The 23,882-nt window shown below is 36.8% G+C and carries 26 protein-coding genes; 10 read left to right on the top strand and 16 right to left on the bottom strand.

Annotated features, from left to right (window positions below):
- The first annotated feature begins 5 nt into the window (after positions 1–5).
- Positions 6–839, top strand: a complete 834-nt coding sequence (locus K4G57_RS06550) for a DNA-processing protein DprA (protein WP_221532405.1) — start codon at positions 6–8, stop codon at positions 837–839.
- A 52-nt stretch (positions 840–891) separates the two neighbouring features.
- On the opposite strand, the gene K4G57_RS06545 is transcribed toward K4G57_RS06550, so the two are convergent.
- Positions 892–2,067 carry a cation:proton antiporter gene (locus tag K4G57_RS06545; RefSeq protein ID WP_221532382.1) on the bottom strand — a complete coding sequence of 392 codons (1,176 nt, stop codon included), beginning with the start codon at positions 2,065–2,067 and terminating at the stop codon, positions 892–894.
- Positions 2,068–2,235: 168 nt separating this feature from the next.
- Here K4G57_RS06545 and K4G57_RS06540 point away from each other — a divergent pair, with 168 nt between their 5' ends.
- The 4 genes from K4G57_RS06540 (at position 2,236) to K4G57_RS06525 (ending at position 5,923) form a co-directional block, all read left to right on the top strand.
- A complete protein-coding gene (locus tag K4G57_RS06540; RefSeq protein WP_429913083.1) occupies positions 2,236–3,507 on the top strand; it encodes an aminotransferase class V-fold PLP-dependent enzyme in 1,272 nt (423 codons plus the stop codon).
- A 78-nt stretch (positions 3,508–3,585) separates the two neighbouring features.
- Positions 3,586–3,819 (top strand): hypothetical protein, encoded by a 234-nt coding sequence (locus K4G57_RS06535; RefSeq protein WP_221532380.1) that lies wholly within the window; start codon positions 3,586–3,588, stop codon positions 3,817–3,819.
- Positions 3,820–3,824: 5 nt separating this feature from the next.
- Positions 3,825–4,055 carry a hypothetical protein gene (locus K4G57_RS06530; protein ID WP_221532379.1) on the top strand — a complete coding sequence of 77 codons (231 nt, stop codon included), beginning with the start codon at positions 3,825–3,827 and terminating at the stop codon, positions 4,053–4,055.
- A gap of 2 nt (positions 4,056–4,057) precedes the next feature.
- Positions 4,058–5,923, top strand: a complete 1,866-nt coding sequence (locus K4G57_RS06525; protein WP_221532378.1) for a primosomal protein N' — start codon at positions 4,058–4,060, stop codon at positions 5,921–5,923.
- Here the strand turns inward: K4G57_RS06525 and murD are convergent.
- Both murD and mraY read right to left on the bottom strand, forming a co-directional pair.
- The gene (gene murD / locus K4G57_RS06520) at positions 5,916–7,187 is read right to left on the bottom strand and encodes a UDP-N-acetylmuramoyl-L-alanine--D-glutamate ligase (protein ID WP_221532377.1); all 1,272 of its coding nucleotides are present in this window, start codon (positions 7,185–7,187) and stop codon (positions 5,916–5,918) included. The genes K4G57_RS06525 and murD overlap by 8 nt on opposite strands.
- A gap of 8 nt (positions 7,188–7,195) precedes the next feature.
- Entirely contained in the window at positions 7,196–8,254 is a 1,059-nt protein-coding gene (gene mraY, locus K4G57_RS06515; protein WP_221532376.1) for a phospho-N-acetylmuramoyl-pentapeptide-transferase, read from the bottom strand.
- Between the two features lie 89 nt (positions 8,255–8,343).
- On the opposite strand from mraY, the gene gpmI reads away from it, so the two are divergent.
- From gpmI to K4G57_RS06500, 3 genes are all read left to right on the top strand, one after another.
- On the top strand, positions 8,344–9,813 hold the full coding sequence (gene gpmI, locus K4G57_RS06510; RefSeq protein WP_221532375.1) for a 2,3-bisphosphoglycerate-independent phosphoglycerate mutase: 1,470 nt from the start codon (positions 8,344–8,346) through the stop codon (positions 9,811–9,813).
- A gap of 79 nt (positions 9,814–9,892) precedes the next feature.
- On the top strand, positions 9,893–10,600 hold the full coding sequence (locus tag K4G57_RS06505; protein WP_221532374.1) for a chemotaxis protein: 708 nt from the start codon (positions 9,893–9,895) through the stop codon (positions 10,598–10,600).
- Positions 10,600–11,940 (top strand): peptidase U32 family protein, encoded by a 1,341-nt coding sequence (locus K4G57_RS06500; protein WP_221532373.1) that lies wholly within the window; start codon positions 10,600–10,602, stop codon positions 11,938–11,940. Before K4G57_RS06505 ends, K4G57_RS06500 begins: the two co-directional genes overlap by 1 nt.
- Before the next feature lie 13 nt (positions 11,941–11,953).
- Here K4G57_RS06500 and K4G57_RS06495 read toward each other — a convergent pair whose 3' ends face one another.
- From K4G57_RS06495 to K4G57_RS06470, 6 genes are all read right to left on the bottom strand, one after another.
- Positions 11,954–12,610 carry a LutC/YkgG family protein gene (locus tag K4G57_RS06495; RefSeq protein ID WP_221532372.1) on the bottom strand — a complete coding sequence of 219 codons (657 nt, stop codon included), beginning with the start codon at positions 12,608–12,610 and terminating at the stop codon, positions 11,954–11,956.
- Entirely contained in the window at positions 12,603–14,039 is a 1,437-nt protein-coding gene (locus tag K4G57_RS06490) for a LutB/LldF family L-lactate oxidation iron-sulfur protein (RefSeq protein ID WP_221532371.1), read from the bottom strand. Before K4G57_RS06490 ends, K4G57_RS06495 begins: the two co-directional genes overlap by 8 nt.
- On the bottom strand, positions 14,036–14,773 hold the full coding sequence (locus K4G57_RS06485; protein WP_221532370.1) for a (Fe-S)-binding protein: 738 nt from the start codon (positions 14,771–14,773) through the stop codon (positions 14,036–14,038). Before K4G57_RS06485 ends, K4G57_RS06490 begins: the two co-directional genes overlap by 4 nt.
- 9 nt (positions 14,774–14,782) lie before the next feature.
- Entirely contained in the window at positions 14,783–16,426 is a 1,644-nt protein-coding gene (locus K4G57_RS06480; protein ID WP_221532369.1) for an L-lactate permease, read from the bottom strand.
- Between the two features lie 159 nt (positions 16,427–16,585).
- Positions 16,586–17,122, bottom strand: a complete 537-nt coding sequence (locus K4G57_RS06475) for a gamma carbonic anhydrase family protein (protein ID WP_221532368.1) — start codon at positions 17,120–17,122, stop codon at positions 16,586–16,588.
- Between the two features lie 63 nt (positions 17,123–17,185).
- On the bottom strand, positions 17,186–17,998 hold the full coding sequence (locus K4G57_RS06470; RefSeq protein WP_221532367.1) for an aldo/keto reductase: 813 nt from the start codon (positions 17,996–17,998) through the stop codon (positions 17,186–17,188).
- A gap of 105 nt (positions 17,999–18,103) precedes the next feature.
- On the opposite strand from K4G57_RS06470, the gene K4G57_RS06465 reads away from it, so the two are divergent.
- Together K4G57_RS06465 and K4G57_RS06460 are read left to right on the top strand one after the other, a co-directional pair.
- Positions 18,104–18,517, top strand: coding sequence for a glycosyltransferase family 2 protein (locus tag K4G57_RS06465; RefSeq protein ID WP_221561819.1), 414 nt, complete (start codon positions 18,104–18,106; stop codon positions 18,515–18,517).
- A complete protein-coding gene (locus tag K4G57_RS06460; protein ID WP_221561818.1) occupies positions 18,514–19,053 on the top strand; it encodes a hypothetical protein in 540 nt (179 codons plus the stop codon). The genes K4G57_RS06465 and K4G57_RS06460 overlap by 4 nt, the downstream gene beginning before the upstream one ends.
- 28 nt (positions 19,054–19,081) lie before the next feature.
- Here K4G57_RS06460 and K4G57_RS06455 read toward each other — a convergent pair whose 3' ends face one another.
- From K4G57_RS06455 to K4G57_RS06425, 7 genes are all read right to left on the bottom strand, one after another.
- Positions 19,082–19,657, bottom strand: a complete 576-nt coding sequence (locus tag K4G57_RS06455) for an NAD(P)H-dependent oxidoreductase (protein WP_221532365.1) — start codon at positions 19,655–19,657, stop codon at positions 19,082–19,084.
- A 9-nt stretch (positions 19,658–19,666) separates the two neighbouring features.
- A complete protein-coding gene (locus K4G57_RS06450; RefSeq protein WP_236033258.1) occupies positions 19,667–20,764 on the bottom strand; it encodes an alpha/beta hydrolase in 1,098 nt (365 codons plus the stop codon).
- A 130-nt stretch (positions 20,765–20,894) separates the two neighbouring features.
- Positions 20,895–21,320 carry a MerR family transcriptional regulator gene (locus tag K4G57_RS06445; protein WP_221532364.1) on the bottom strand — a complete coding sequence of 142 codons (426 nt, stop codon included), beginning with the start codon at positions 21,318–21,320 and terminating at the stop codon, positions 20,895–20,897.
- 11 nt (positions 21,321–21,331) lie between these two features.
- On the bottom strand, positions 21,332–21,814 hold the full coding sequence (locus K4G57_RS06440; protein WP_221532363.1) for a flavodoxin: 483 nt from the start codon (positions 21,812–21,814) through the stop codon (positions 21,332–21,334).
- 33 nt (positions 21,815–21,847) lie between these two features.
- The gene (locus K4G57_RS06435; RefSeq protein ID WP_221532362.1) at positions 21,848–22,408 is read right to left on the bottom strand and encodes an NAD(P)H-dependent oxidoreductase; all 561 of its coding nucleotides are present in this window, start codon (positions 22,406–22,408) and stop codon (positions 21,848–21,850) included.
- Between the two features lie 45 nt (positions 22,409–22,453).
- Positions 22,454–22,954 carry a cupin domain-containing protein gene (locus K4G57_RS06430; protein ID WP_221532361.1) on the bottom strand — a complete coding sequence of 167 codons (501 nt, stop codon included), beginning with the start codon at positions 22,952–22,954 and terminating at the stop codon, positions 22,454–22,456.
- A gap of 9 nt (positions 22,955–22,963) precedes the next feature.
- The gene (locus tag K4G57_RS06425) at positions 22,964–23,863 is read right to left on the bottom strand and encodes a carboxymuconolactone decarboxylase family protein (RefSeq protein WP_346727940.1); all 900 of its coding nucleotides are present in this window, start codon (positions 23,861–23,863) and stop codon (positions 22,964–22,966) included.
- Positions 23,864–23,882: the final 19 nt, after the last annotated feature.

Genomic DNA, 23,882 nt, shown 5'->3' with positions numbered 1-23,882 from the left:
CCAAAATGGATTCCGACATTTCTAGCCACTTCCTCTCTCTTACAAAAATCCCTCAAACACTCACGCATATTAAAAATCTCAAGAATCTCTATTATTATGGCAACTTAGAACTTCTGAACAAGCCAAAAGTAGCCATTATCGGCACACGTAATCCAAACCCCTATGCACAAAACTTCACCCAAACAATTGCACAAAAGCTTAGCAAACATGGAATCGTAATTGTCAGTGGCGGTGCGCTAGGCACAGACATCATAGCCCACGCAAATGCCCTGCCTAATACGATTATGATTTCTCCTGCTTCACTAGATTACATTTATCCTAAAAGCAATACGCATATTATTTCTAAAATCTACAAACAAGGCTTGGTTCTTAGCCAGTTTGCACCCCATTATGTCCCACGGCGCTATTCCTTTTTAGAACGCAATAAGATTGTTATTAGTCTAGGAGAATATGTAATTATCCCCCAAGCAGATTTGCAAAGCGGTTCCATGCAGAGTGCAAACTATGCCTTATCTTTACAGAAAAAAATCTTTGTCCCACCACATCATATTGGGCAGAGTCTTGGCACTCAAAGTCTAGCTAAAAACAATCAAGCTAAGGTCATTTGGGAAATAGATTCCTTTGTGAATGCAATTTGTGCGCAGGTCTTTAAAAGTTTTACTAAAGATTCTACTAAAAATTACAACAAAAATGCTTCCGCATCTAGTGATGCGGTTTTAGAATTTTGCAAAGGGAATCCCTTTTTTGAAGATGCATTTTTACGCTTTGGAGAAGTTTTATTTGAATACGAGCTAGAGGGCAAAATCCGCCGCAATAACGGACGCTTAGAAGTCCTCTAACACTTAATTAAGATCCAAAATGGATTCTATTCTTCACCTTGCTAAAAAGCCCTTAACTTTCTTGATTTGCCTTGTGTTTTATCCCATAACTATAAAGCATTTTAATCCCAATGGTCAGGAAAATCCCTTCCATTAATGCTGCTAAAATAAGCGCATAATACTCTTCAGTGCTGATTGCCTCAAACTGCATTCCAAGTTGGGCAGTAGCAACTAAAAATGTCAAAGGCATTGCATGACTAAAGGCAAAAAGTGCAGTTTTAACATAGTTTTTAAAATATTTACGATACGCCACAAATGCAGCAATTAAACGTAAAGACACCATAATAGCAATGATACTTAGTGTTAAGGAAAGCAAATGTAGATTTTTTAACATCAAATTTAAATCTAGTGTAGAGCCTACATAAACGAAAAATAGAGGAATAAAAAAACCAAAGCCAAACGCATTTAGCTTGTCTGCTAAGCCCTTTTGATGATGGAAATATGTAGCAAGAATCATTCCAGCTAAAAATGCCCCAAGCACACTCTCTAACCCTAAAATCTGTGTAATTCCAATGAGAATAAAAAACAACATCGCACTAAAGCGAATATCTTGATTCTTACTTGATTCTTTTGGGATTAGAAAAAATTTCAATGTGGGAAACCACCAAAATAATACATCAGCAACCTTAAAAACCCCAACGATCACACTTAAAAACAAAAACAACACAAGTAACGTCTTATATAGCTCCCAAGTTAGCCCATGCGAATACGCACCATTTAACACAACAAGCGCAACAATACTAATTAGCTCCCCTAGTATTCCAACATTAAGTGCTAATTGCAACCAAGGTGTATTTTTAGGATATTCCTTTAGCATTGCCATAATCATTCCAAGACTCATAACCGGCAATGCAACAATATAAAATTCCGATAAATCCGTATTTAGCACATATAAAAACGTCGCACCATATAGAATAAAAAAATATAAAAATGCAGATTTTAAAAACCCATCACCAAGCTTTGTAAAAGTCTTTAAATCCACTTCTAAACCGCATAAAAACATTAAAAACAAAAATCCAATTTTTGCGACAAATTCTAGAGATTCTAAGTGCGAAAAAAGCCCAAAGTGAAATGCTAAAGCACCCAAAACAATCTCCACAGCTACAAGAGGTAAGTGCGTAAGAGAGCTTAAAAAAGGTGCAATAACAATCAAAATTGCAACAATTCCAAAGGTGATAATGTTTTCCATAAATGCCCAAAAACTCTAAAATAAAGCCTAAGTATAGCATTACTTTAAAGTCAAGTGCAATATTAAAAAATCTGTGGTAAAATGACCAACCTTTTACTTTTTTTAAGAGTAAGATTTAGGAGAATTATGGACTTCTTTGCTCCCCTTTTTAGCACTCTTCCTAGCAGTATGGAATCCAAGCGCACCCTTTTAAAAGAGGCTTGTATTTTACAAAAAGGATTCCATTATTTTGATTGGACAGCTAGCGGACTTGCCGCAAAATGCACAGAAGAGCGCTTAAATTCTATCCTACCTTTTTATGCTAACACACATTCCCAAAGCAATGTAAATGCCGAGTTTATGGGCGCACTTTATGAAGGAGCAAGAGAACGTTTAAAAGGCTTTTTCAAATTAGATTCCAACTTTGCCCTTATTGCTTGTGGCTTTGGTTCAACAGCAGCCATTAAGAAATTTCAAGAGCTTCTAGGCATTTATATTCCTCCAAAAACTAAGGCACTTTTAAACTTACAAAATCTTGATAAATCCAAACTCCCCTTAGTTATCATCGGACCTTATGAGCACCATAGCAATGAATTAAGTTTTAGAGAAGGTTTGTGTGAAGTGGTACGTGTGCCACTAGACACACAAGGGCTTTTTGATATTAATGCTTTAAAACATATTTTAGACTCCAACAAGGGGCGCAAAATCATTGGCTCTTTTGCGCTAGGCTCAAATGTAAGTGGAATCGTAATTCCCTATCAAGAAATATCACGCTTACTACGCCAATATGATGGAATTGTTTGCTTTGATTGTGCTAGCAGTGCTTCTTATCTAGACATTTCTCCACATTTTTTTGATGCGATTTTTCTCTCACCACACAAACTACTTGGAGGCATTGGAAGTTGTGGAATCCTAATTATAAATCGTGCATTAATCGATAAAACACTGCCTCCAACCTTTTGTGGCGGAGGCACTGTGGGTTATGTTTCACGCACTAGTGCGCGTTATTTTGGGATTGATGAAGTTAGAGAAGAAGCTGGAACCCCCGGAATTCTAGCTTTTTTACGTGCATATTTAGGCTTTTGCTTACGTCAAGAAATCGGTATAGAATGGATAGAGGAAGCTAAACGTTTTTATATCCAAGATTTTAGAGAATTCTTAGAAAACGAACCACGTATTACACACTATGGAAACTTAGCGCATAATACTTTAGGGATTTTTGCATTCAATATTCAAGGAATCTCTCCCTTTAGCCTAGCTCAAGAACTCTCACAAAATTATGGAATCCTAGTACGTGCTGGCTGTTCATGTGCTGGACCTTATGGACATGATTTATTAGAATTAGAAGATGACGCAAACTTTTCACAAAAACCCGGTTGGGTTCGGCTAAATTTACACTACACACATACACAAGAGGAAATTGCTTATTTAATTGCCACGCTTAAAGCCCTACTTCCTTAAAAATTTTTAGAAAATCCTGAAAAACTTAAAGAAATAATGTTAAAATACAGCACTTATTTAGACGAAGGAAATATGTGTATGGAAGAAGCTAAAAATATTTCAAATAAACTCCTAGAAAGTGTTGAAGCTCTTGTTGAAGAACTGCGAAAACAACGCGATGAAAGCCAATCTTTACGCCAACAAATCGTGCTTTTAAAAGCCGAAAATGAAGCCAAAAACTCCGAAATTAGCTCCCTTTATGATGAAATTAGTGCAAAAGAACGTGAGTTAGAAAATGTGCTAAATAAAATCCAAAATGCACTAGGACGCTAAGTTTTATGGATAATATGTTTCGTGTCTGCATTGCAGGACGTTTCTTTGATATTCCAACTCACGAAGTCGCTCCTGCCACACTTGAAGCACTAAAAGCAATTACAGATACTTCAAACACTATAAACCCTCGTGATCTTTTGTGTGCGTTTTTGGAATCTTACGAAATTAAAACTGCACTAGAATCTAGCATTGCTGTCGCCTTACAAAAACTCCAAGACGCAAAAAATTCCAATTAGACTTGCAAGAATTTTTCTATCACATTGTTATCTTAAAGCGAAATTCCCCCCTGCTAACTTACTCTAGCAAGACTCCGCTTGAAAAAGGATCACTTGTTAGCATTACACTACTCTCCAAAACACTTCAAGGGATGGTATTAAAAGAATGTCAAAAGCCAGAATTTAAGTGCAAGGAAGCCACACCTTTAGAATTTCACTTCTCACAAGCCCAATGCGATCTTGCAGAGTTTATCGCTAGTTATTATTGCACCTCACGCTCTCTTGCTTTTAGCCTTTTTACACCTTTTGACAACACACACAAAACAGAATTAAAACCTCTAGATTTTCCGCTAAATCCTTTAAGCACCAAACAACTTGAAGCCTTCACTTTTATCACAAAACGTCAAGATTCCTTGATTTTTGGGGATACAGGTAGCGGTAAGACAGAAATTTATATGCATCTTTTTAACCAAAGTATAAAAAAAGGCAAAAACGCACTCTTTTTAATGCCAGAAATCTCCCTGACTCCACAAATGGAGAAACGTTTAAAAGCTGTTTTTGGCGATTGTATTGCCTTTTGGCATTCCAAAATCACAAAGAGTAAGAAACACAAAATCTTGCAAGATTTAAAAGAGGGTAAAGTTAGAATCCTAGCAGGCGCACGCTCTGCGCTGTTTTTACCACTTGTTAATTTAGATTTAATTATCATTGATGAAGAACATGATGATGCATACAAATCAAGCTCCACTCCACGTTACCACGCACGCAATGTTGCCCTCTATCTAGCAAAAACACAAAACATTAAAATTGTTTTAGGTTCGGCAACTCCACTTGCTACAAGCTACCAACGTGCTAAAAAAAACAATAACCTCTTTCGCTTAAAAGGAACGCATTTTGACACGCAAAAGCATTATCATTTCTGTCAGAGTGCGGAATCTATTGAGCCAACAATTCTTAGTGCGCTACAAAAAAACCTAGAAAATGGCAAACAAGCTATTGTTTTTTTGCCAACGCGCGCAAATTTTAAGCATTTACTCTGTATCCAATGCAAAGAAGCCATTGAATGTCCAAATTGTAGTGTGTCTTTAAGTCTGCACACAAAGGATTCTAGTCTAAAGTGCCACTACTGCCACTACACACGCCCTATCCCAACAGCTTGCCCGAAATGTAAAGGCACACTCCAAACCTTACGCATTGGCACACAAGAATTCGCTAAAGTCTTACAAGAATCTTTGCCACAAAGTCGCATTGCTTGCTTTGACCGAGATTCTATCACAACGCAAAAGAAACTCACCCAAACCCTTGATGCTTTCAACCGCCACACCATTGACGTTCTTGTTGGCACACAAATGCTTTCTAAAGGGCATGATTATCACAATGTTGCTCTAAGCGTGGCTTTAGGATTAGATTATATTCTAAAAGGGAACGATTATAGGGCAAGAGAGAGAGCATTAGCACTAATGTTTCAACTCTCTGGTAGAAGCGGAAGAAAGGAAAATGGGGAAGTGCTAATCCAAACACTTTATCCAGATTTTTTTCAACATTATTTGCAAGATTATCAAGCTTTTTTAGAAGATGAACTTAAAATGCGCGGGGATTTGTATCCTCCTTTTGTGCGTTTAGCACTCATTTGCTTTAACCACAAAAACCAAACAGAAGCTCAAAATCTTACTCAAAAAGCACTAGGAATCCTAACAGAACAAATCCAAGAAAACTCTCTAAGTGTGGAGATTGTCGGTAGCGGAGAAGCACCAATTGAACGCATTTTAGACAAATGGCGGTACTTAATAATGCTCCGCTCTCCAAAGGCAAAGGACTTACACATTGCCCTTTTGCCACTGCGCAATTTTGCGTGTGAGATTGATATAGACCCTATTGAGTTTAACTAAGTGCGAAAGTCTTAAATTTCTCGCCTCTCTCTTTATAAGAACTAAATTGGTCTAAACTTGCTGCTGCTGGAGAGAGCATCGCCACACAATTTTTGGAATCTTTTATCTCCAAAAGGCGCTGTTTTATGCTCTTAACCGCAACATCTAGCGTATAGCATGCTTTGGATTTTACAATGCCTTGTGCAAACTCACAAACTTTTTCTGTATTACTCCCAATAGCAAAAATCTCTATTTCCTCTCTCTTTTTACTTTGCAAACACTGAATTAAACCAAACAAAGGACTTAAATCCGCTCCCTTATCATCACCACCTAGCACAAGCAAAATCTTTTTATCCTTATAGCATTTAAGGGCTTCCATTGTCGCATCAATATTTGTCCCCTTGCTATCATCTACCCAAAGATTTCCACCCTTATCGTAAAATTCCTCCATTTTATGCGCCCCAATTTTAAAAGTATTTAACAGCGCATAATCACTTTGCAAACTTAAAATTTTTGCCGCACACAGCGCTAAAGTAGCGTCTAGCAAAAATGGTTCTTTAAAACCAATTCTATCTAAATCCAACTCAAATGCTTGCGCTAAATCACTAGAAGTTTCATAAAATACAAGCCTCCCAAGAGATTCTCTGCAATGAGAATGCCCCTCTACACTCTTTGGCAAAATCGCAATTTCTTTTTCTTTAAGTGATAAAATAGGCTTTAACTTATCTGCAACATAATCTTCGTAGCTCCCATGCCAACTAATATGGTCTTGTGAAATAGGAAGCAAAAGATATAGATTTGGTTTTGCAATATTTGTGTAATGGAGTGTAAAAGAACTTGTCTCTAGCACCCAAAGAGGAGAATTATCATCTAATTTTGCAAGCGGGGTGCCGATATTTCCACCACTTTGTGTGCCTAAATGTTGGAGTAAATGTGTTAGCATTTGCGTGGTTGTTGTTTTGCCATTTGTGCCACTAATCCACACAGAAGCGGGCATTTTATGTGCAAAAAAATCATATTCACTCAAAAGACGCATTTTAGGATATTGACGGACAAAAGAAATAGCTGTTTGCACCATTGTATTACTTGGTGGAATCCCGGGGCTAGTAATAATTTGCGCATCAAGCTGCGTAGCTAGAATCTCTGGCAAATACGCGCTAGGATAGAGTGCATTACCAAAGCTATCATAACTTAACGTATTAAAACTATCATCAAAAGCCAAAACAGGAGCGTATGCTTCCGCAATAGCTTGATTTGTCCCCCCAAATCCCAAAAGTATCAGCATAGTATTCCTTAACGGAGCTTTAACGTTAAAAGAGCAATGAGATTACTCATTAACGCTACAATCCAAAAGCGCACAATGATTTTACTCTCACTTAAACCCTTCTCTTCAAAATGATGATGCAAAGGCGCCATTAAAAAAATTTTTTTGCCACGCGTTTTATAACTTCCAATCTGCAAAATCACAGACAAAGCCTCCACTACAAAAATAAAACCAATTAAAAATAAAAGAATCTCATTTTTAGATACAATTGCCATATATGCTATAAATCCCCCAAGACTTAAACTTCCACTATCCCCCATAAAAACCTGCGCAGGGTGGCAGTTATACCACAAAAAGCCAATAAGCGCACCAATGAGTGCTGCAGATAAAATCACAAGTTCTCCGCTATCTAGCACTTTTGGATATAAAAGGTATGCGCTTAATCCACTATGTCCAGCCACATAGACAAACACACTCAAGGAAGTCAGTGCGTAAATGGAGGGAATCGCAACTAAGCCATCTAAACCATCCGTAAGATTTACTGCATTGCTTGTTGCTACAAACACAAGTGTCCAAAACGCAATGCCAAAAATCCCCCAATCAAAAAGTGCATTTTTAAAAAAAGGTAGATAAAACTCTGTATTTAAGGTCGTCCAATGCAATGCTAAAGAAAGCATAAAACTAATAAAAATTTGCAAATAAAACTTTTTTTTAGCAGACATTCCAGCATTTTGATTTTGTGAAACCTTAGAATAATCATCACTCACACCAAGCAAAGCGAAAAAAAGTAACGTAGCAATTCCTAATAAAACATAAATATGTGTTAATTTTGCACACAATAGAGTCGCTAATAATGTCGTGCTTACAAAAACGATTCCACCCATTGTAGGTGTATTTACCTTTTGTTGATGGTTTTTAGGGGCAAATTCTGAAATTGGCTGATTTGCCTGCTTCCTTTGCGCCCACAAAATATAATGAGGCATTAAAAAAATATTTAGAAAAAATGCTACAAAAAACGCAATTGCCGAACGCACGGTAATGTATTGAAAAATATTAATATCAAAAAAGGTGTATAAATAATAAAGCATAAATCTAGCACTTATAAATGAAATTTTAGGAAAAGTTTAGGTAGGATTCTACCTAAAATAACTTTAAAAAAATTAGGAAAAATCCCTTTATGAAAACAATTTTAATCATTACAGATGGAATCGGTTACAACAAAAATGAAAATTATAATGCCTTTTTTCATGCTAAAAAACCTACTTATGACAAACTTTTTAAAGAAGTGCCTTTTGGCATGATTGAAACTTTTGGGCTTTCTGTGGGCTTACCAGAAGGGCAAATGGGAAATTCTGAAGTCGGGCATATGAGTTTAGGAAGTGGTAGAATTCTCTACCAAGATTTAGTAAAAATTAATAAGGCAATAGAGGAAAATACTCTTATGCAAAACAAAGCCTTAACCTCCCTTAAATCTTGTAAGCGCGTACATTTAATCGGTCTAATGAGTGATGGGGGTGTGCATAGCCACTTAAATCATATTTTAGCCTTAGCGCATGGATTGGAATCTCAATGTGAAGTACTCTTGCATTTAATCACAGATGGACGCGATGTGCTACCAAAGAGTGCTCCTTATTTCTTAAACGAAATAGAAAATGCAATACAAGGCAAAAATATCTGCATTGCAAGCATTAGTGGGCGTTATTTTGCAATGGATAGGGATAATCGTTGGGAGAGAGTAGAGCTTGCATATAACACAATTGCACTTGGTGAAAATCCTCAAAATATAAGCCCACAGGAATATTTGCAAGCACAATTTTCAAAAGAAATTTTTGATGAATTTATAGAGCCAGCAAGCTTTAGTTACTATAATGGAATCCAAAATACCGATGGAATCATTTTTGTAAATTTTAGAAGTGATAGAGCAAGAGAAATTGTGAGCGCATTAGGAAATGTAGAGTTTAGCGGATTTAAGCGAAAGAAATTTACTAAGATTCCCTTGCTTACAATGACACCTTATGATAAAACTTTCACCTTTCCCATTCTTTTTCCAAAAGAGACTATCAAAAACACTCTTGCAGAAGTGATTTCTAAGCATAACCTACGTCAATTTCACACTGCAGAAACTGAAAAATACGCTCATGTAACTTTCTTTTTTAATGGTGGAGTAGAAGAGCCACAACTCAATGAAACACGTCTATTAGTGCCTTCTCCAAAAGTAAAAACTTATGATTTACAACCAGAAATGAGTGCTAAAGAAGTTAGCAATGCAGTGTTAAATGCAATGGATAGTGATTATGATTTTATTGTTGTAAATTTTGCAAATGGCGATATGGTCGGACACACAGGAAATTATGAAGCAGCCATTAAAGCAGTAGAAGCTGTGGATTTGGAATTGGGCAGAATCTACACGAGGGCAAAAGAGTTAGGCTATGGGCTTGTCATTACCAGCGACCACGGAAATTGTGAAGCTATGAAAGACGAAAAAGGTGAAGCACTAACCAATCATACCATAGGCAGTGTGTGGTGCTTCGTGGCTGCTAATGGCGTAAAAGCAGTCAAAAATGGTGGCTTAAATAACATTGCTCCAAGCATTTTAAAGCTCATGGATTTAGAGATTCCAAGTGAAATGGACGCTCCGCTTTTTTAGATTTTTCGCGCAGATTTAAACAAAATTATACAAAGCATTATGTATAATTACAATTTTAAGTTTATTTTTAAGGGTGATGATGACACAAGAAGAATTAGATGCGTTGCTAAATAGTGATATTGAAGATGTTGCTGAGGATACAGAAGCAACCAAGACACAGAGTGACGAAGAACCAAGCGGTCATTCAGACCCAACCATTGAAAGCGGTGTTGTTACTGCTGATGATTTTAAAATCAGTCATGAGGCAAGTTGGCCTCCACCACCCCCAACGACAGAACATAAAGTGGTTCATCAACTTGATGATGTAACGCGTGATTCCGAAATTAAAGCAACAGAAATGTTTGACAAGCTAGAAAACATTAATAATCTAGGAGCGGACATTGAAGATTCTTTTAGAAAAGTTCAGAATTTTATCAACTCTCAAGAAGAGTTATTACAAAAACTCCACACAAAATTTCCAAACTTCCACACATTTGATGAAAAACTAGAAGAAATTGCTAGCATAAAAGAAAGCGCACAAAAAATTTCCGATGCCTTGCAAGAAATTTCTACAGCTTCTTTAGATGCAATGGAGAGTATGCAATATCAAGACATTCACCGCCAAAAAATTGAACGTGTTATTAATGTAATGCGTGCGCTCTCACGCTACATGAGTTCTCTTTTTGAAGGAAAAATTGAAGATAACAAACGTGTAAGCTCCGCTGTGTATATACAAGGAGATTCTGCGGATAATGTAATGCACACAGACGATATTGAGGCACTTATTGAAAAATTTGGCTCAAACTAATGCAATTTCCCTTACCGCAATCCCTAAAGATTCCAGAGCTTCTCTCTCCTGCTGGGAATCTTAAAAAGCTAAAAATCGCTTTAGAATACGGGGCAGACGCTGTATATGGAGGCGTTAGCCACTTTTCTTTACGGAATCGCTCAGGCAAAGAATTTGACTTTGACACCTTTAAAGAGGGTGTGGAATACACACACAAAAAAGGCAAAAAAATCTATGTAACCATAAATGGATTTCCTTTTAACTCGCAACTAACGCTGCTAAAAAACCATATTGAAAAAATGGCTTCTTTAAAACCTGATGCCTTTATAGTCGCAACGCCCGGAGTCGTCAAACTTGCAAAACAAGTTTCTCCAGAGACTCCAATCCACCTCTCCACACAAGCAAATGTTCTAAATGTTCTAGATGCACAAGTATTTTATGATTTAGGCGTTAAACGTATTATTGCAGCAAGAGAACTTAGCTTAAAAGACGCTGTTGCTATCAAAAAAGCAATTCCAAATTTAGAATTAGAAATTTTTATCCACGGCTCAATGTGCTTTGCATTTTCTGGACGTTGTTTAATCTCTGCATTACAAAGTGGGCGCGTCCCAAATCGTGGAAGTTGCGCAAATGACTGCCGCTTTGATTATGAATATTATGTGCGTAATATCACTAATGACGAACTTGTGCGTTTTAGTGGCAAAGAATTTTATGCAAGAAATCCAGACAATGGAGTAATAATGCGTCTAGAAGAAGAGGAGGGCATAGGAACACATATTTTTAACTCTAAAGATTTAAATCTAGCCACACATATTCCTACTATCTTAGAGTGTGGGGCGATTGATTCTTTAAAAATTGAAGGACGCACGAAATCTGCTTATTATGCAGGAATCACAGCACTTGCTTATAAGGCGGCACTAGAGGATTATGCAAAGGGTGCATTTGTGGAGCAAAAATACACCAAAGAGCTAGACACACTAAAAAATCGTGGCTTTAGCGATGGCTACATTATCCATCGCCCTTATGAAAAGCTCAACACACAGAACCATTTTACTGCCATTAGTGAGGGAAGCTATCAAGTCAATGCCGAAGTGAGCGAAGATGGTAAAAGCGCACTTTGTCGCCACACAATCCGCCCCAATGAACCAAAAGAAATTGTAAGCGCACAGCCAGAGAACATTAAAGAAGGCAAAAACGAAATTGGAGAGATTTTTAGCAAAGAGGGTAAAAAATACTTGCAGTTTTTCAAAATCATTTTAGAAAATGGAAAAGAACTAGAATCTATCCATAGTGGTAACGAAAACCCGTTTTTGCTACCTTTCACTCTTCCTCCCTTTAGTTTTTTAAGGCAAAAATTGTAAGTTTAGGATTCTGCTAATACAACAACAAATGCACTTTTTGTGAGCCATGCACTCCAAAAACGGTGATAAGTTCAATGTCTGCTGTGCGTGAAGGTCCAGCAATGAACAAAAGATTGCTTGGCAACACTGAATTTTCGCTCTTAACGAGATTTAACGCTTCAGCTAAACTTCCTACAACATTCTTTTTTTCTAAAAGCATAATGCAAAGTGTAGGTGCAAGAGATAGCATTCTAGGCTGTGCGCGACTAGAATGGACTAACGCCACTCCATGTGAGCTAATACCAAACCTTGCATGCACGATAGAAAATTCACTATGAAATACTTCTTGACGCAACTCCTCAATTTCTTTATTAAAACAAACCTTTTCTTGTGCTTGAATTTTATCAATATCAAGCCCCAAGCTCTCTCCATAAATCATTTTTGTATAACCATAATCTGCAACGATGGAATTAATTTTCTCTTCTAATCTCTCTTTTGCACATTCTTCTACAATGTATTTATTGTCTATCATCTTGCGTTTAAGCTCTTCTAACACATCTCCACTTCTTTGGATATGTTCCACAGGATCAATGCTTGGCTTATGGATAAAATTAGAATCCTTATGTGCCCTTTTTAAACGTTCTAAAATCTGTCCCTTGCTACGTTGTGAAATTTCTTGGATTCTACTCATAAATCACCCCATCTATTTTTTGAATCTCTTTATATAAATCAAGCTTAATTTGTGGAAGCTCCTTAAAAGCACTCCACTTTTTAACCACTGGCAAAGAATCTTTAAATTTATGCAAGATTCCATTAAAATAATGTGCCTTAGAGAGTGAAAAACGCCAAATGGCTCCATTTGTCGCAAACCTTGCAAAATTCTGCATTGCACTAGATTCTGCTTTGTCGTATTCTAATGCGCTTGTGCCAAGAGGTGGATTCTCCCCTTGTCCAACTTTATTACTTCTTAATTTTCTAATTAAATCCGCTAAAGGAATTTTCACTGGACACACTTCAGAGCAACGCCCACATAAAGAACAAAAGCTCAAAATATCTCCTGTTTCGTCAATCCCAAAAAGATTTGGGCTAATCACCTCCCCAATAGGTCCGGGATAAATTGTTTGGTAGGTATGTCCGCCAATCTTATCATACACGGGACAAAAGTTCATACAAGCTCCACAGCGAATACAACGCAATGCTTCAAAATAATCTTTATGCGCTAACATATCACTTCTATGATGGTCAAAAAGCACGATATGCACTTCTTTTGGTCCATCTAAATCTCCATTTTTGCGCGGTCCTGTAATAATGTTGTTATAAGTTGGGATAAATTGTCCTGTTGCAGATGGTGTTAGCAAATGCACCATAGTTGCCGCATCCTCAAAGCTCTCCATAACCTTTTCAATCCCACATAAAGCAATGTGAATATCTGGAGCAGTAGTGCACATTCTGCCGTTGCCTTCATTTTCAATAAGCCAAAATGCTCCCTCTTTGGACATTGCAAAATTAACTCCACTTAAGCCCATTTGTAGACCCTCAAATTCATCCCTTAAGTGCTTTCTTGCAATGGCATTTAGTTTTTCTGGTTCAGATTCCAAAGGAGCATTAAGCTTCTCTTGAAAAATCTTGCCCACCTCATAACGATTCCTATGTATTGCTGGAACTACAATATGCACGGGTGTTTCGCCATTAAGCTGTAAAATTAACTCTCCTAAGTCTGTCTCAATTGCGCTAATTCCTTTGGCTTGAAGGTAATGGTTTAGACCAATTTCCTCACTTGCCATAGATTTACCCTTAAGAATCTTTGTAATATTTTTCTCCTTCATAAGGGTATAGATAATCTCACAAGCATCATTGCTACTAGAAGCCCAATGCACTTGAATTCCATTTTTTGTAGCATTTGTTTCAAACTCTAAAAGGCGTTCCTCAAGACTCATCAATGCATTATTCTTTGCCTGTTCTGCCTTTTTGCGCAAGCCTTGCCAATCCTCAAACTTCTCATCAATGATTTTTAGACGATTTCTTTGCAAAGTGTGCATTGCAACATTTAGATTTTCACGCATTTGCGTATCATTTAACTTTGTATGCACAATCTCTTCGTGGGAAATTTTTGAACTCATAGTGCCACTCCCTCTAATCGCTTTTGCAAAAAGTCATACAAATGCAAACCGCGCACATCAACACCTAATTTTTGCATTGTGCCTTTAATATTTAAAAGACAGCCTCCATCACCACTAATTAGATATTCTGCTCCACTTCTTTGAATATCTTTGATTTTTTGCATTGCCATTGCATTTGAAATCTCGGGCTCTTTAACAGAAAATGTCCCACCAAACCCGCAACATTCTTCTTCAAACTCTAATGGCACAAGCTCAACATTCTTAAGCCTTCTTATGAGATTCTTACTAGATTCTACACTTTTTTGGATACGCAAAGCATGGCAGTTAGAATGCCAAGCGACTTTAACCTCCCCACCCTTATCTTCATATTCCACATTTAATACGGAATCTAAATATTGACTTAGCTCATACACACGCTTAGAGAAACGTTCTACAAGCGGAAAATCCTTATCTCCCTTAAAAAGATTCAAATAATCATGGCTCATCATTCCCGCACAAGAACCACTAGGCACAATAATTGGTAAATCCTCTCTAAATTGCTCAATATTGTAGAGCGCAACTTCTTTACTTTCTTTAAAATACCCAGAATTAAAAGAAGGTTGCGCACAACAGGTTTGATTTTTTTTAAAAATCACCTCTACACCTTCTTTGCGCAAAAGCTTGATAGCATTGACAACCATCTCCTGCATTGCTGCACTACCTAAGCAGGTAGCAAAAAAATACACTTTTTTCATTGTTTTACCCTATCGTGCTAAAGGCACAATTTCAGGAATAATCCCACTTAAGAATGTTGCAATAATTAATGTCCAAATTCCTATAAGAATAATAAATCCAACAGAATATTTAAGTGTAAATTTAAACAAATCTGACTCGCGCCCTACAAGCCCTACTGCCGCACACGCAATAGCAATAGATTGTGGCGAAATCATTTTACCAACAACTCCACCTACTGAATTTGCTGCTAAAAATAATGCTTCGCCGATTCCTAGCTCTCTAGCAGTTACTTGTTGTAAAGGACCAAAAAGCAAGTTTGCACTTGTATCACTTCCTGTTAAGAAAACACCAATCCAGCCAATCACAGGACTAAAGAATGCAAAAGCATTACCTGTTTGCGCAAAAGCATATCCCAAAGTCGCACTCATAGCAGAATTTTTTGCAATAAAGGCAAAAGCAACAACTAAACCAATTGTAATACAAGGAATCGCCATTTCTTTTAGTGTATCCCAAAAGCACTCACTCGCATCACTTGCTTTGATTCTTAAAAAGAAAATAGTTAAAAATGCCGCAAGTAAAATCGCCGTTCCTGCTTGCAATGCCACAAAATTAATCGGCAAACTCAATCCAATAGGCTTACCATTCATATCCACAATACCGCCTTGAATATTATTAAATGCGATTGTAACTTGTGTGTAATCAAAAATTGCTCCCTTAGCAAAGAGTGCTTTAAACCAAGGCTGTGTCCAAACAACAATACATAGAATCAATAAAATAAAAGGCAACCAAGCTTTAAAAATTTTACCAAATTCAAGTTGGCTATGGTTTGAAAAATCTTTGACATCATCAAGTCTAAAAACATTTTTAACAGACCAAAATTTTAAAAACAAAGTTGTGCAAGCAAGAGAAACAATCGCTGAAACAATATCGGGCAATTCTGCACCCAAATAGTTAGAACTTACAAACTGCGTTGCTGTAAAACTAACTGCTGCAACAAAAATTGCTGGAAATGTTTCTCTAATACCCTTAAATCCGTCCATTAAAAACACAATAAAAAATGGCACTGTTAAACTTAATGGCACTAGCATTCTACCAACCATTGCAGAGACCGCATATTGCTCAACTCCTACTAAATTACTCATAGCAATAATTGGAATCCCAACCGCGCCAAAAGCAACAGGAGCAGTATTTGCAATCAAACAAAGCCCCGCTGCATACAAAGGCTTCAATCCAAGCCCAACAAGCAAAGCCGCAGTAATAGCAACAGGTCCCCCAAAACCAATAGCTCCCTCCAAAAATGAACCAAAACAAAAACCTATTAAAATCACTTGGATTCTATGGTCAGGTGTGATAGACATAACACTCTGCTTAATCACTTCAAACGAACCCGACTTAACAGAAAGTTTATAAAGAAAAATCGCTGCAATAATAATCCACGCAATAGGCCACATTCCTTGCGCGAAACCTTGCACAAAACTAGCCCCGATTAATGAAAAAGGCATTCCATAAGCAAAAAATGCCAAGATAGAAGCCAAAACAACGGTTAGAAATCCCGCTTGATAACCTTTAAGCTTAAAGACAAGCAAACAAAACAAAAAGCACAAAATAGGCAGAAATGCCACTGCTGCACTTAGCCAAATATTCCCCATAGGATCAACGACTTGTTGCCACATAATCACTCCTAAAGTAAATTATTTATTATCTTTTTAGTGTAATGTAAGAAAAATTAAAAATTATTGAGGGCAAATAAAATCAACAATTGTGCATAAAGATAAAGTAACATTTTCACACATAAAAACATTTATACATGAAAATGTTGTAGCAATTAAGAATCACAAAAAGGCATTTTTAAAACGCACATAGTTTTGTGCCGATTCCTTGATAAATGCGACCTCATCGTCCTTTAACTCTCTTACAAATTTCGCTGGATTGCCCAAAATTAACGAGCGGGGTGGAAATTTCTTGCCCTTTGTTACAACACTTCCAGCTCCAACAATGCTATCTTCCTCAATCACAGCCCCATCCATGACCACAGCATGCATTCCCACTAAAACACGATTTTTTAAAACACAGGCATGAATCACACAATTATGTCCTATGGTTACATCATCTCCAATCTCCACAGGATAACCAGCATCTATCTCTGCTCCATTTGCATCATAAGCTTTATGCCACACATGCAAGGTTGTTAAATCTTGAACATTTGTGCGCTTACCAATTTTTATAAAATTAACATCCCCTCTAAGCACACAATTAAACCACACACTAGAATCCTCTCCAATCTCTACTTCGCCAATAACCTTAGCACCCTCTGCAATAAGAACATTACTCGCAATTTGCGGTTCTTTATCTTTAAATTTCATCAACATTTCTAATCCTTAATATTTTGAGATTTTTAAATAAAGCAGAGAATTGCTTAAAAATATTTTAATCTAACAATCCCAACCAAAAAGGCTTTTATTAGTATCAAGCTGTGTGATTGCCTCTTTTTGTGCTTGCGTGAGGGAGAAGTCAAAAACTGCTAAATTCTCTTGCAATCTTTCAAGGGTGGAAGCCTTTGGAATGACACTTATCCCCCTCTCTAGTAAAAACCGCAATGCAATTTGTGCAACACTTTTTTTATGTGTTGTAGCAATTTCTTGTAAAGTTTTGTTTGTAAAAATTCCATTACCCCCACTAGCTAGAGGACTCCAAGCTTGTAAATGTATGCCTTTAGATTCCAAAAGTTTATGAAAGGAGTGTTGTTGAAAGAAAATATGCGCTTGAATTTGATTAAGCATAGGGGGTATATGTATCAATTCTAAAAAATCCTCTAAAAATCTACCATAAAAGTTTGAGACTCCAATTGCACGTGTAAGCCCTTTGTGATAAGCTTCCTCACAGGCTTTATACATTTCTTTTGCATTAGGGTAAGGCTCGTGGATTAAAAGCAAATCTACAAAATCTAGCCCAAGATTTTCAAGGCTTTGCTCTATACTCTGCTGTGCATTCTTATAGGACATATTACAAGAAAGCTTTGTAGTGATAAAAAGCTCTTTTCTTTGCAGTGTGCAATCACTATCACCTCTCCTAATCGCCTCCCCTAACTCCTTTTCATTTCCATACATTTGCGCACTATCAAAAAGCCTATATCCAAGTTTAAGTGCATTTTGCATAACCTCTATACCCTTTTTGCCTTTGAGTTTATAAGTCCCAAGCCCAATATTAGGCATTTCTACACCATTATGCAAAATAATAGATTCCATAAGATTACCTTTGTATTGTTATTACCACTTTAAATAGAAATGCAGATTCTACATATTTTTGTATAATTTTGCATTAAATTACACTTTTACACAATAAGGAAAATAATGCATAAGCCAAAAATTTCTTTAATCCTCCCTATTTATAACGCTCAAAAATTTATAAAAAGAACTTTAGAGAGTGCTATAAATCAAAGCCTTAAAGACATAGAAATTCTTTGTGTTGATGATTGTGGTGCGGATAAAAGTATGGAGATAGTTAAAGAATTTGCAAATAAAGATTCTCGTATTAAGATTATAAAAAATTCTCAAAATTTAGGACCCTTTGTAAGTCGCAATAGAGGTGTTTTAGCTTCAAATAGTGAATTTATAATGTTTTTAGATAGTGATGATTTTTTGGATTTAAATGCTTGTGAGCTTGTCTATGAAAATTTTAAAGAAGGGGGGGGGCAGAATGGTTATTCTTTGATTGTTATTGTGAACTTGAGGGTAAGTGGCTCAAGCACGAACACAACTTTTTGAAAACAAACGCAATCTCAAGCTTTAGTTTTGATGAGGCTGTGCATTTATGGCTTTGCGAAAATGCACCGACTGAACTCTTCACACCCATGTGGTCAAGGGCTTTCAAAAAAGAACTTTTTCTTAAAAACTACGAAAATAACCTTAAAAATCTTAGCGGCTTAATCTATGCTGAAGATGTTTTACATAATTTAACTTATTGTTCTTATGTTAAAACAATAAAATACATTCCAATGCCTTTATATTACTACTCCCACAACGAAAGCTCCACAACACACAATAAAGAGAAAAACTCTAGAAATATTGCGGATTTGCAAAAAGTTATGGAATATTTGGAGAATTTTTTTGCAAAAGATTCTTTTAATGCTTTGATTGCAAAAATTGAGAATTGCAATTTAAAAATAGACCAAATTGACAGATACAAGCATTTATGCCCCCCATTTAAGCTCGTTTTAAAACTTCAAAGAAAATTTACAAAAATAAAAAAGAAAGCCTTAATCAAAAAGGCTTTAAAGGGTGGAGTTAATAGTGGAATCTAGCGAGTTTAAACTCGTGTTATCAACAGATCTAACAATACTTTTGCAAATGTGTTTTATATGCGTTTATGTATTGTTCCACTTGCGGATTTTTCACCACATCATTACACATAAAAATCGGTAACCACTCCATACCACAAAATTCATGCGCTTTGCGCAAATGCAGATACACGCCCTCTACACCCACGCCTTCAAAAAACCCGCTAGATTCTACAAAGGCTTCTTTTGGTGCATTCCAAGTTACACTAAGCATAACTTTTTTTCCTGCACTTAACCCACCGCTTCCATATTTTAAACTTTCATTAGCAGAACTTCTCCCATCATTTGCAAACAATACCCCCACACCCATAAGATACACCTCATCAATGTATTTTTTCACAATCCATGGTTCCCCCATCCACCACGCTGGCATTTGATAGATGATAAGATTAGATTCTGCAATTTTTGCAATCTCCTCTTGTGGCGAATAGCCCCTATCAATGCTTGTCTCTAACACTCTATAACTCTTAGATTCTAAAACCTCTTTTGCCACAGATTGCAAAGTGTGATTAAGCCTTGTACCATCATTACCAAACTTTTTACTACCATTAATCAACAATGCTTGCATATTCCCTCTCTAGCCCAAATACTGCTTAAAAAATTCTGTGATTTTTGCAAAAGGTATTATATCCACTTGGTCGTATAAATCTGTGTGTGAAGCATTTTTTACAATAAAAAGTTCTTTATTGCTGCCTTGTAACTTTTTAAAAGCATCTTCACTAAAATATCTGCTATGCGCCTTTTCTCCATGTATTAAAAGCACTGCAGTCTCTATCTCATCACTATAAGTTAAAATTGGCATGTTAAGAAATGGCAAACTTGCAGTGAGATTCCACCCGCTATTGGAGTTTAAGGAACGTTTGTGGTAACCACGATTTGTTTTATAATACGCATAATAATCTTTCACAAATTCAGGTGCATCACTTGGTAAAGGATCTACCACGCCTCCTGCTAAGGTATAAGATCCTGCCTTATAATCTTTAATTCTCTGCTCTGCTAACTCTTTACGTTTTTTATTTCTTGCCTGCTTACTATTTTCCTTATCAAAATACCCATTAGCATTCACACGACTCATATCATACATTGTAGAAGCAAGGGTTGCTTTAATGCGCGGATCATTTGCTGCTGCATTAATCGCAAATCCTCCAAAACCACAAATCCCTACAATCCCGATTTTATTAGCATCAACATTAGGATAAACACTTAGAAAATCCACTGCTGCACTAAAATCTTCTGTATTAATATCAGGGGAAGCTACATAACGTGGTGTTCCGCTACTTTCTCCTGTGTAACTTGGATCAAAAGCTAAAGCAATAAAGCCATTTTTTGCTAGGGTTTGTGCATAAAGTCCGCTTGATTGCTCCTTTACCGCACCAAAGGGACCACTTATGGCTATGGCCGGGAGTTTAGAATCTTTAGCTAGATTTTTTGGCAGATATAAATCCGCAGCAAGTGTGATTCCATAGCGGTTATGAAAAGTTACCTTTTTGTGCGTAACTGCGCTATCTTTTTTAAAAGTTTTATCCCATTCTTTGCCAAGAGACAAAGACTCTTGCTTAAATCTTGCCTCATCTCTTGCAAAAAGTGCATTTCCTATGAGCAATGCTCCTGCTGCTCCTACACCTACTTTTTGCAAAAATTTCCTGCGATGGTTTTTATTTGTTTTGTTTGACATTGTGTATCCTTAATATGTAAATTTTAGAATCTTTGAACTTTGAAATTATAAATACTGACACTTAGTGTTTGTCAAGAGTTTTTGTGAAAAATTAAAAAATCTAAGCTTTATTTAATCTAAGCAACCGATGCTACTTTTTTTCATTTTGTGTTGGAATCGCATAAGATTTATCATTAGGATTTAAGAAATCAATCCCTGTTTCTAGCATTTGATTATACAAAGCAATTTTAGATTCTATCTTTTTACGCGCTACATTTAGAATTTCAAGCTGTTCATTAAGGTCTGCAAATTGCTGCTCTAGCAATTCCTTGCGCTCTTTTGCAGTTTGGATTCCACCTTTTGCGAGAGTAATATAACGTTTAATATCCTTAATGCGCATATTACAACTCCTCAAACAATTCACCCACTCTGCCCAACGTACATCACTTTCTGCAAAATAGCGGATTCCGTTTTTATCACGTTCTATAAAAGGAAATAACCCTTTGCTTATCCAAAAACGCAATGTGCGTGAGGGAATGCCTGTTTTTTTCTCCACTTCTAAAATTGTATATGCCATTACTTTTACCTTTAAGCCTCCATAATACCTAGTGTATTAATCCACTTTCTAATGCTTGCCTTACTCTCACCAAAACGGAGCAATCGCCCTTGTTTAAAGTTAGCCCCTAGCGCACATTTTTGCATATCTCTTGGGGTATTGCCTAAATCACTTCCACCACTTGTGCAAAAAGGGATAAGTGTTTTACCGCTAAAACTTTGGGATTCTAAAAATGTAAAAATAATAGGAGGCGCACTATACCACCAAATCGGAAATCCCACGAAAATCACATCAAAAGAAGATATATCCTTAAAATTCGCAATTTTAGGGCGGGAGCTTTTATCTTTGCATTCTAAAGTCGTGCGTGAGTTTTCATCACGCCAATCTAAATCCTGCTTTGTATAAGGCTCTTGCGGTAGAATCTCATAGAGTTCTGCTTCAAGCACACTTGCGATATTTTGTGCCACCTCTTTTGTGATTCCACTTGCGCTAAAATACGCTACTAATGCGTTCATATCGCTCCTTTGTTTAAAAATTTTTTAAAAATCTTAGCGACTCAAACGCTCTATGAAAGCATTTTTGTAGTTTTCTAGCTCACTTGTGCGCACTGCTTGAAAAACAAGGGGTGGAAGATATTCCATTCCTGCGTGCGCTGCACTTGCTTTCATGCTTAAAAACACATCAGCAAGTTCCACACCCACTCTGCCATTTTTGCCATAAGTAGAGCTTCCACCACCTGCAGTAGAGACAACTAACATTTGCTTACCCTGCCATAGATTTGGACCAACACTACCCCAAGTTTCGTTTAAATACGCTTTCATCATCGGCGTGATATTAAACCAATGCGTTGGAAACAAAAATACAATCCGCTCATACTTCCTTGTAATTTCACGCTCTAAGCTCCCATCAATTGCGCGCGTATCATATCCATAAATACTTTCAAGATTCCGCACTTCCACATTTTTCACACTTCTTGCTGCTTGTTCTAAAGACTTGATAAAGGTAGAAGAATTAGGATAAGGGTGAGAAGCAATCACAAGCGTTTTTACCTTTGCTTCTGCGCCAAACACCCAAGAAACCAATAATACTAATAGAATCAACTTTCGCATATCTCTCCTTTAAGATTCCAATAAGGCTATAAAATATTTTGCTTCTTATTTTGCATTCTTTATTGCCGCATTATATTCTTCATCACTTACCTTCTGTCCCCATACCACATTCGCATTATTTTTAAATTGCTGCAGGGCAATATGCGCTCCACTAGATTCTAGCCCAGCTCCGTGCCAATGCTCCACATCAGGCGGACAAGAAATCACTTCACTCTCTTTTGCCACGCTTGCAACCCCATCTTTTGTGCCGGTATAAATCGTGCCTTTTGTAACGATAAGCGTTTGCCCCGCTGGGTGTGTATGCCACGCACTTCTAGCCTTTGGAGCAAATTCTACTAAAGCACCATTAAAATCCCTCCATACTTCCTTATCAAAAAGCATTTGCACACTCACCTCACCGCTAAAAATCTTAGAATCCCCTTTCAATTTAACTAAATTGCGTTCAACTTTTTGCTGTGCTAGCTCTTTTTTCACCACAGAATCACAAAATGCGTAATCCAAAAATACAACGGCACATAGCGCACCTGCTAATAAAATTTTTTTCATTTTTTCTCCTTAGTTTTGTTTTGGTTTTTGTAAAGTTATCGCATCAATAGCAGCAATAGCATTTAGAGCTTTAGGGTAGCCAATATAAGGAATAAGAGCGGTGATTACAGCAATTAACTTATCTCTGCCATTGCCAACATTGACATTTCCACTAACATGCGCTTTAACTTGCGCATCTACCCCACCTAGCGCACTTAAATATACGAATGTTAAAAGTTCTCTAAAGCGTAAATCTAGCCCATTTCTTGTGTAATAATCCCCAAAGCAATTTGCAGATAAAAATGTTCTAATGTGTTTTTCATCTTGCGGAGCTTCTGCATTGCCTTTATCAATAGCGACACCAAAGATTTGTCGCTGGATATTCAAGCCCTTTTCCTGTCGATTTGCCTTATTTGTCGTGCGTTGTGATTGCAGGGGCAAAGAAATATTATGCTCTTTAAAAATTGCATTTGTAGCTGTGATAAAACTACTTACACATCCAAAACCCACATAAGGCACAGCTTGATAGAGAATCTCTTTTATCTCCACAGGATTTATGCCATTGCGCATTGCTGCGCTTAAGATTATCTCAAACTCTCTCAAAGATGGAATCGCAATTAGTGCTGCTAATGCGATTTTTATATACTCTTGTATTTCTAGCTTTGATTGTGTGAGTGCTTCATCAAGTGCAAAGTTTATAAAACCCTCAAAAAACTCTTTATCACTCACACTAAGAGGAAATTTCTCCTTTCCAAAAAGCTTTATAAAGTTCTCCCTCGCAGTGTTTGTAAGCTGCATTGTTGTGTTTGATTTGTTGTTTTGTGTTTGCGCAAATAGGGAGCTAAAACCACCACCAAAAGCCCCCAACAAAGCAATTTTACCAGATGTTTCAAAAAATTCTCGCCTTGAATGTTGCTGATTTTTTTGCATTAATCTTCCTTGTTTAAAA

It is taken from the genome of Helicobacter turcicus (assembly GCF_019711685.1).
GTDB lineage: Bacteria > Campylobacterota > Campylobacteria > Campylobacterales > Helicobacteraceae > Helicobacter_D > Helicobacter_D turcicus.
Note: the sequence above shows the minus strand (reverse complement) of the source record. Positions and strands in the feature narration are given on the sequence as shown.

Coding starts and splice junctions, on each gene's coding strand:
- K4G57_RS06530 (WP_221532379.1), top strand. CDS start 3,825: ATGGATAATATGTTTCGTGTCTGCATTGCAGGACGTTTCTTTGATATT.
- K4G57_RS06450 (WP_236033258.1), bottom strand. CDS start 20,764: ATGTCAAACAAAACAAATAAAAACCATCGCAGGAAATTTTTGCAAAAA.
- K4G57_RS06440 (WP_221532363.1), bottom strand. CDS start 21,814: ATGAACGCATTAGTAGCGTATTTTAGCGCAAGTGGAATCACAAAAGAG.
- K4G57_RS06500 (WP_221532373.1), top strand. CDS start 10,600: ATGCAATTTCCCTTACCGCAATCCCTAAAGATTCCAGAGCTTCTCTCT.
- K4G57_RS06495 (WP_221532372.1), bottom strand. CDS start 12,610: ATGAGTAGAATCCAAGAAATTTCACAACGTAGCAAGGGACAGATTTTA.
- gpmI (WP_221532375.1), top strand. CDS start 8,344: ATGAAAACAATTTTAATCATTACAGATGGAATCGGTTACAACAAAAAT.
- K4G57_RS06550 (WP_221532405.1), top strand. CDS start 6: ATGGATTCCGACATTTCTAGCCACTTCCTCTCTCTTACAAAAATCCCT.
- K4G57_RS06475 (WP_221532368.1), bottom strand. CDS start 17,122: ATGTTGATGAAATTTAAAGATAAAGAACCGCAAATTGCGAGTAATGTT.
- murD (WP_221532377.1), bottom strand. CDS start 7,187: ATGCTGATACTTTTGGGATTTGGGGGGACAAATCAAGCTATTGCGGAA.
- K4G57_RS06430 (WP_221532361.1), bottom strand. CDS start 22,954: ATGAAAAAAATTTTATTAGCAGGTGCGCTATGTGCCGTTGTATTTTTG.
- mraY (WP_221532376.1), bottom strand. CDS start 8,254: ATGCTTTATTATTTATACACCTTTTTTGATATTAATATTTTTCAATAC.
- K4G57_RS06465 (WP_221561819.1), top strand. CDS start 18,104: ATGCATAAGCCAAAAATTTCTTTAATCCTCCCTATTTATAACGCTCAA.
- K4G57_RS06425 (WP_346727940.1), bottom strand. CDS start 23,863: ATGCAAAAAAATCAGCAACATTCAAGGCGAGAATTTTTTGAAACATCT.
- K4G57_RS06540 (WP_429913083.1), top strand. CDS start 2,236: ATGGAATCCAAGCGCACCCTTTTAAAAGAGGCTTGTATTTTACAAAAA.
- K4G57_RS06480 (WP_221532369.1), bottom strand. CDS start 16,426: ATGTGGCAACAAGTCGTTGATCCTATGGGGAATATTTGGCTAAGTGCA.
- K4G57_RS06435 (WP_221532362.1), bottom strand. CDS start 22,408: ATGCGAAAGTTGATTCTATTAGTATTATTGGTTTCTTGGGTGTTTGGC.
- K4G57_RS06445 (WP_221532364.1), bottom strand. CDS start 21,320: ATGGCATATACAATTTTAGAAGTGGAGAAAAAAACAGGCATTCCCTCA.
- K4G57_RS06505 (WP_221532374.1), top strand. CDS start 9,893: ATGACACAAGAAGAATTAGATGCGTTGCTAAATAGTGATATTGAAGAT.
- K4G57_RS06535 (WP_221532380.1), top strand. CDS start 3,586: ATGGAAGAAGCTAAAAATATTTCAAATAAACTCCTAGAAAGTGTTGAA.
- K4G57_RS06470 (WP_221532367.1), bottom strand. CDS start 17,998: ATGGAATCTATTATTTTGCATAATGGTGTAGAAATGCCTAATATTGGG.
- K4G57_RS06545 (WP_221532382.1), bottom strand. CDS start 2,067: ATGGAAAACATTATCACCTTTGGAATTGTTGCAATTTTGATTGTTATT.
- K4G57_RS06455 (WP_221532365.1), bottom strand. CDS start 19,657: ATGCAAGCATTGTTGATTAATGGTAGTAAAAAGTTTGGTAATGATGGT.
- K4G57_RS06485 (WP_221532370.1), bottom strand. CDS start 14,773: ATGAAAAAAGTGTATTTTTTTGCTACCTGCTTAGGTAGTGCAGCAATG.
- K4G57_RS06490 (WP_221532371.1), bottom strand. CDS start 14,039: ATGAGTTCAAAAATTTCCCACGAAGAGATTGTGCATACAAAGTTAAAT.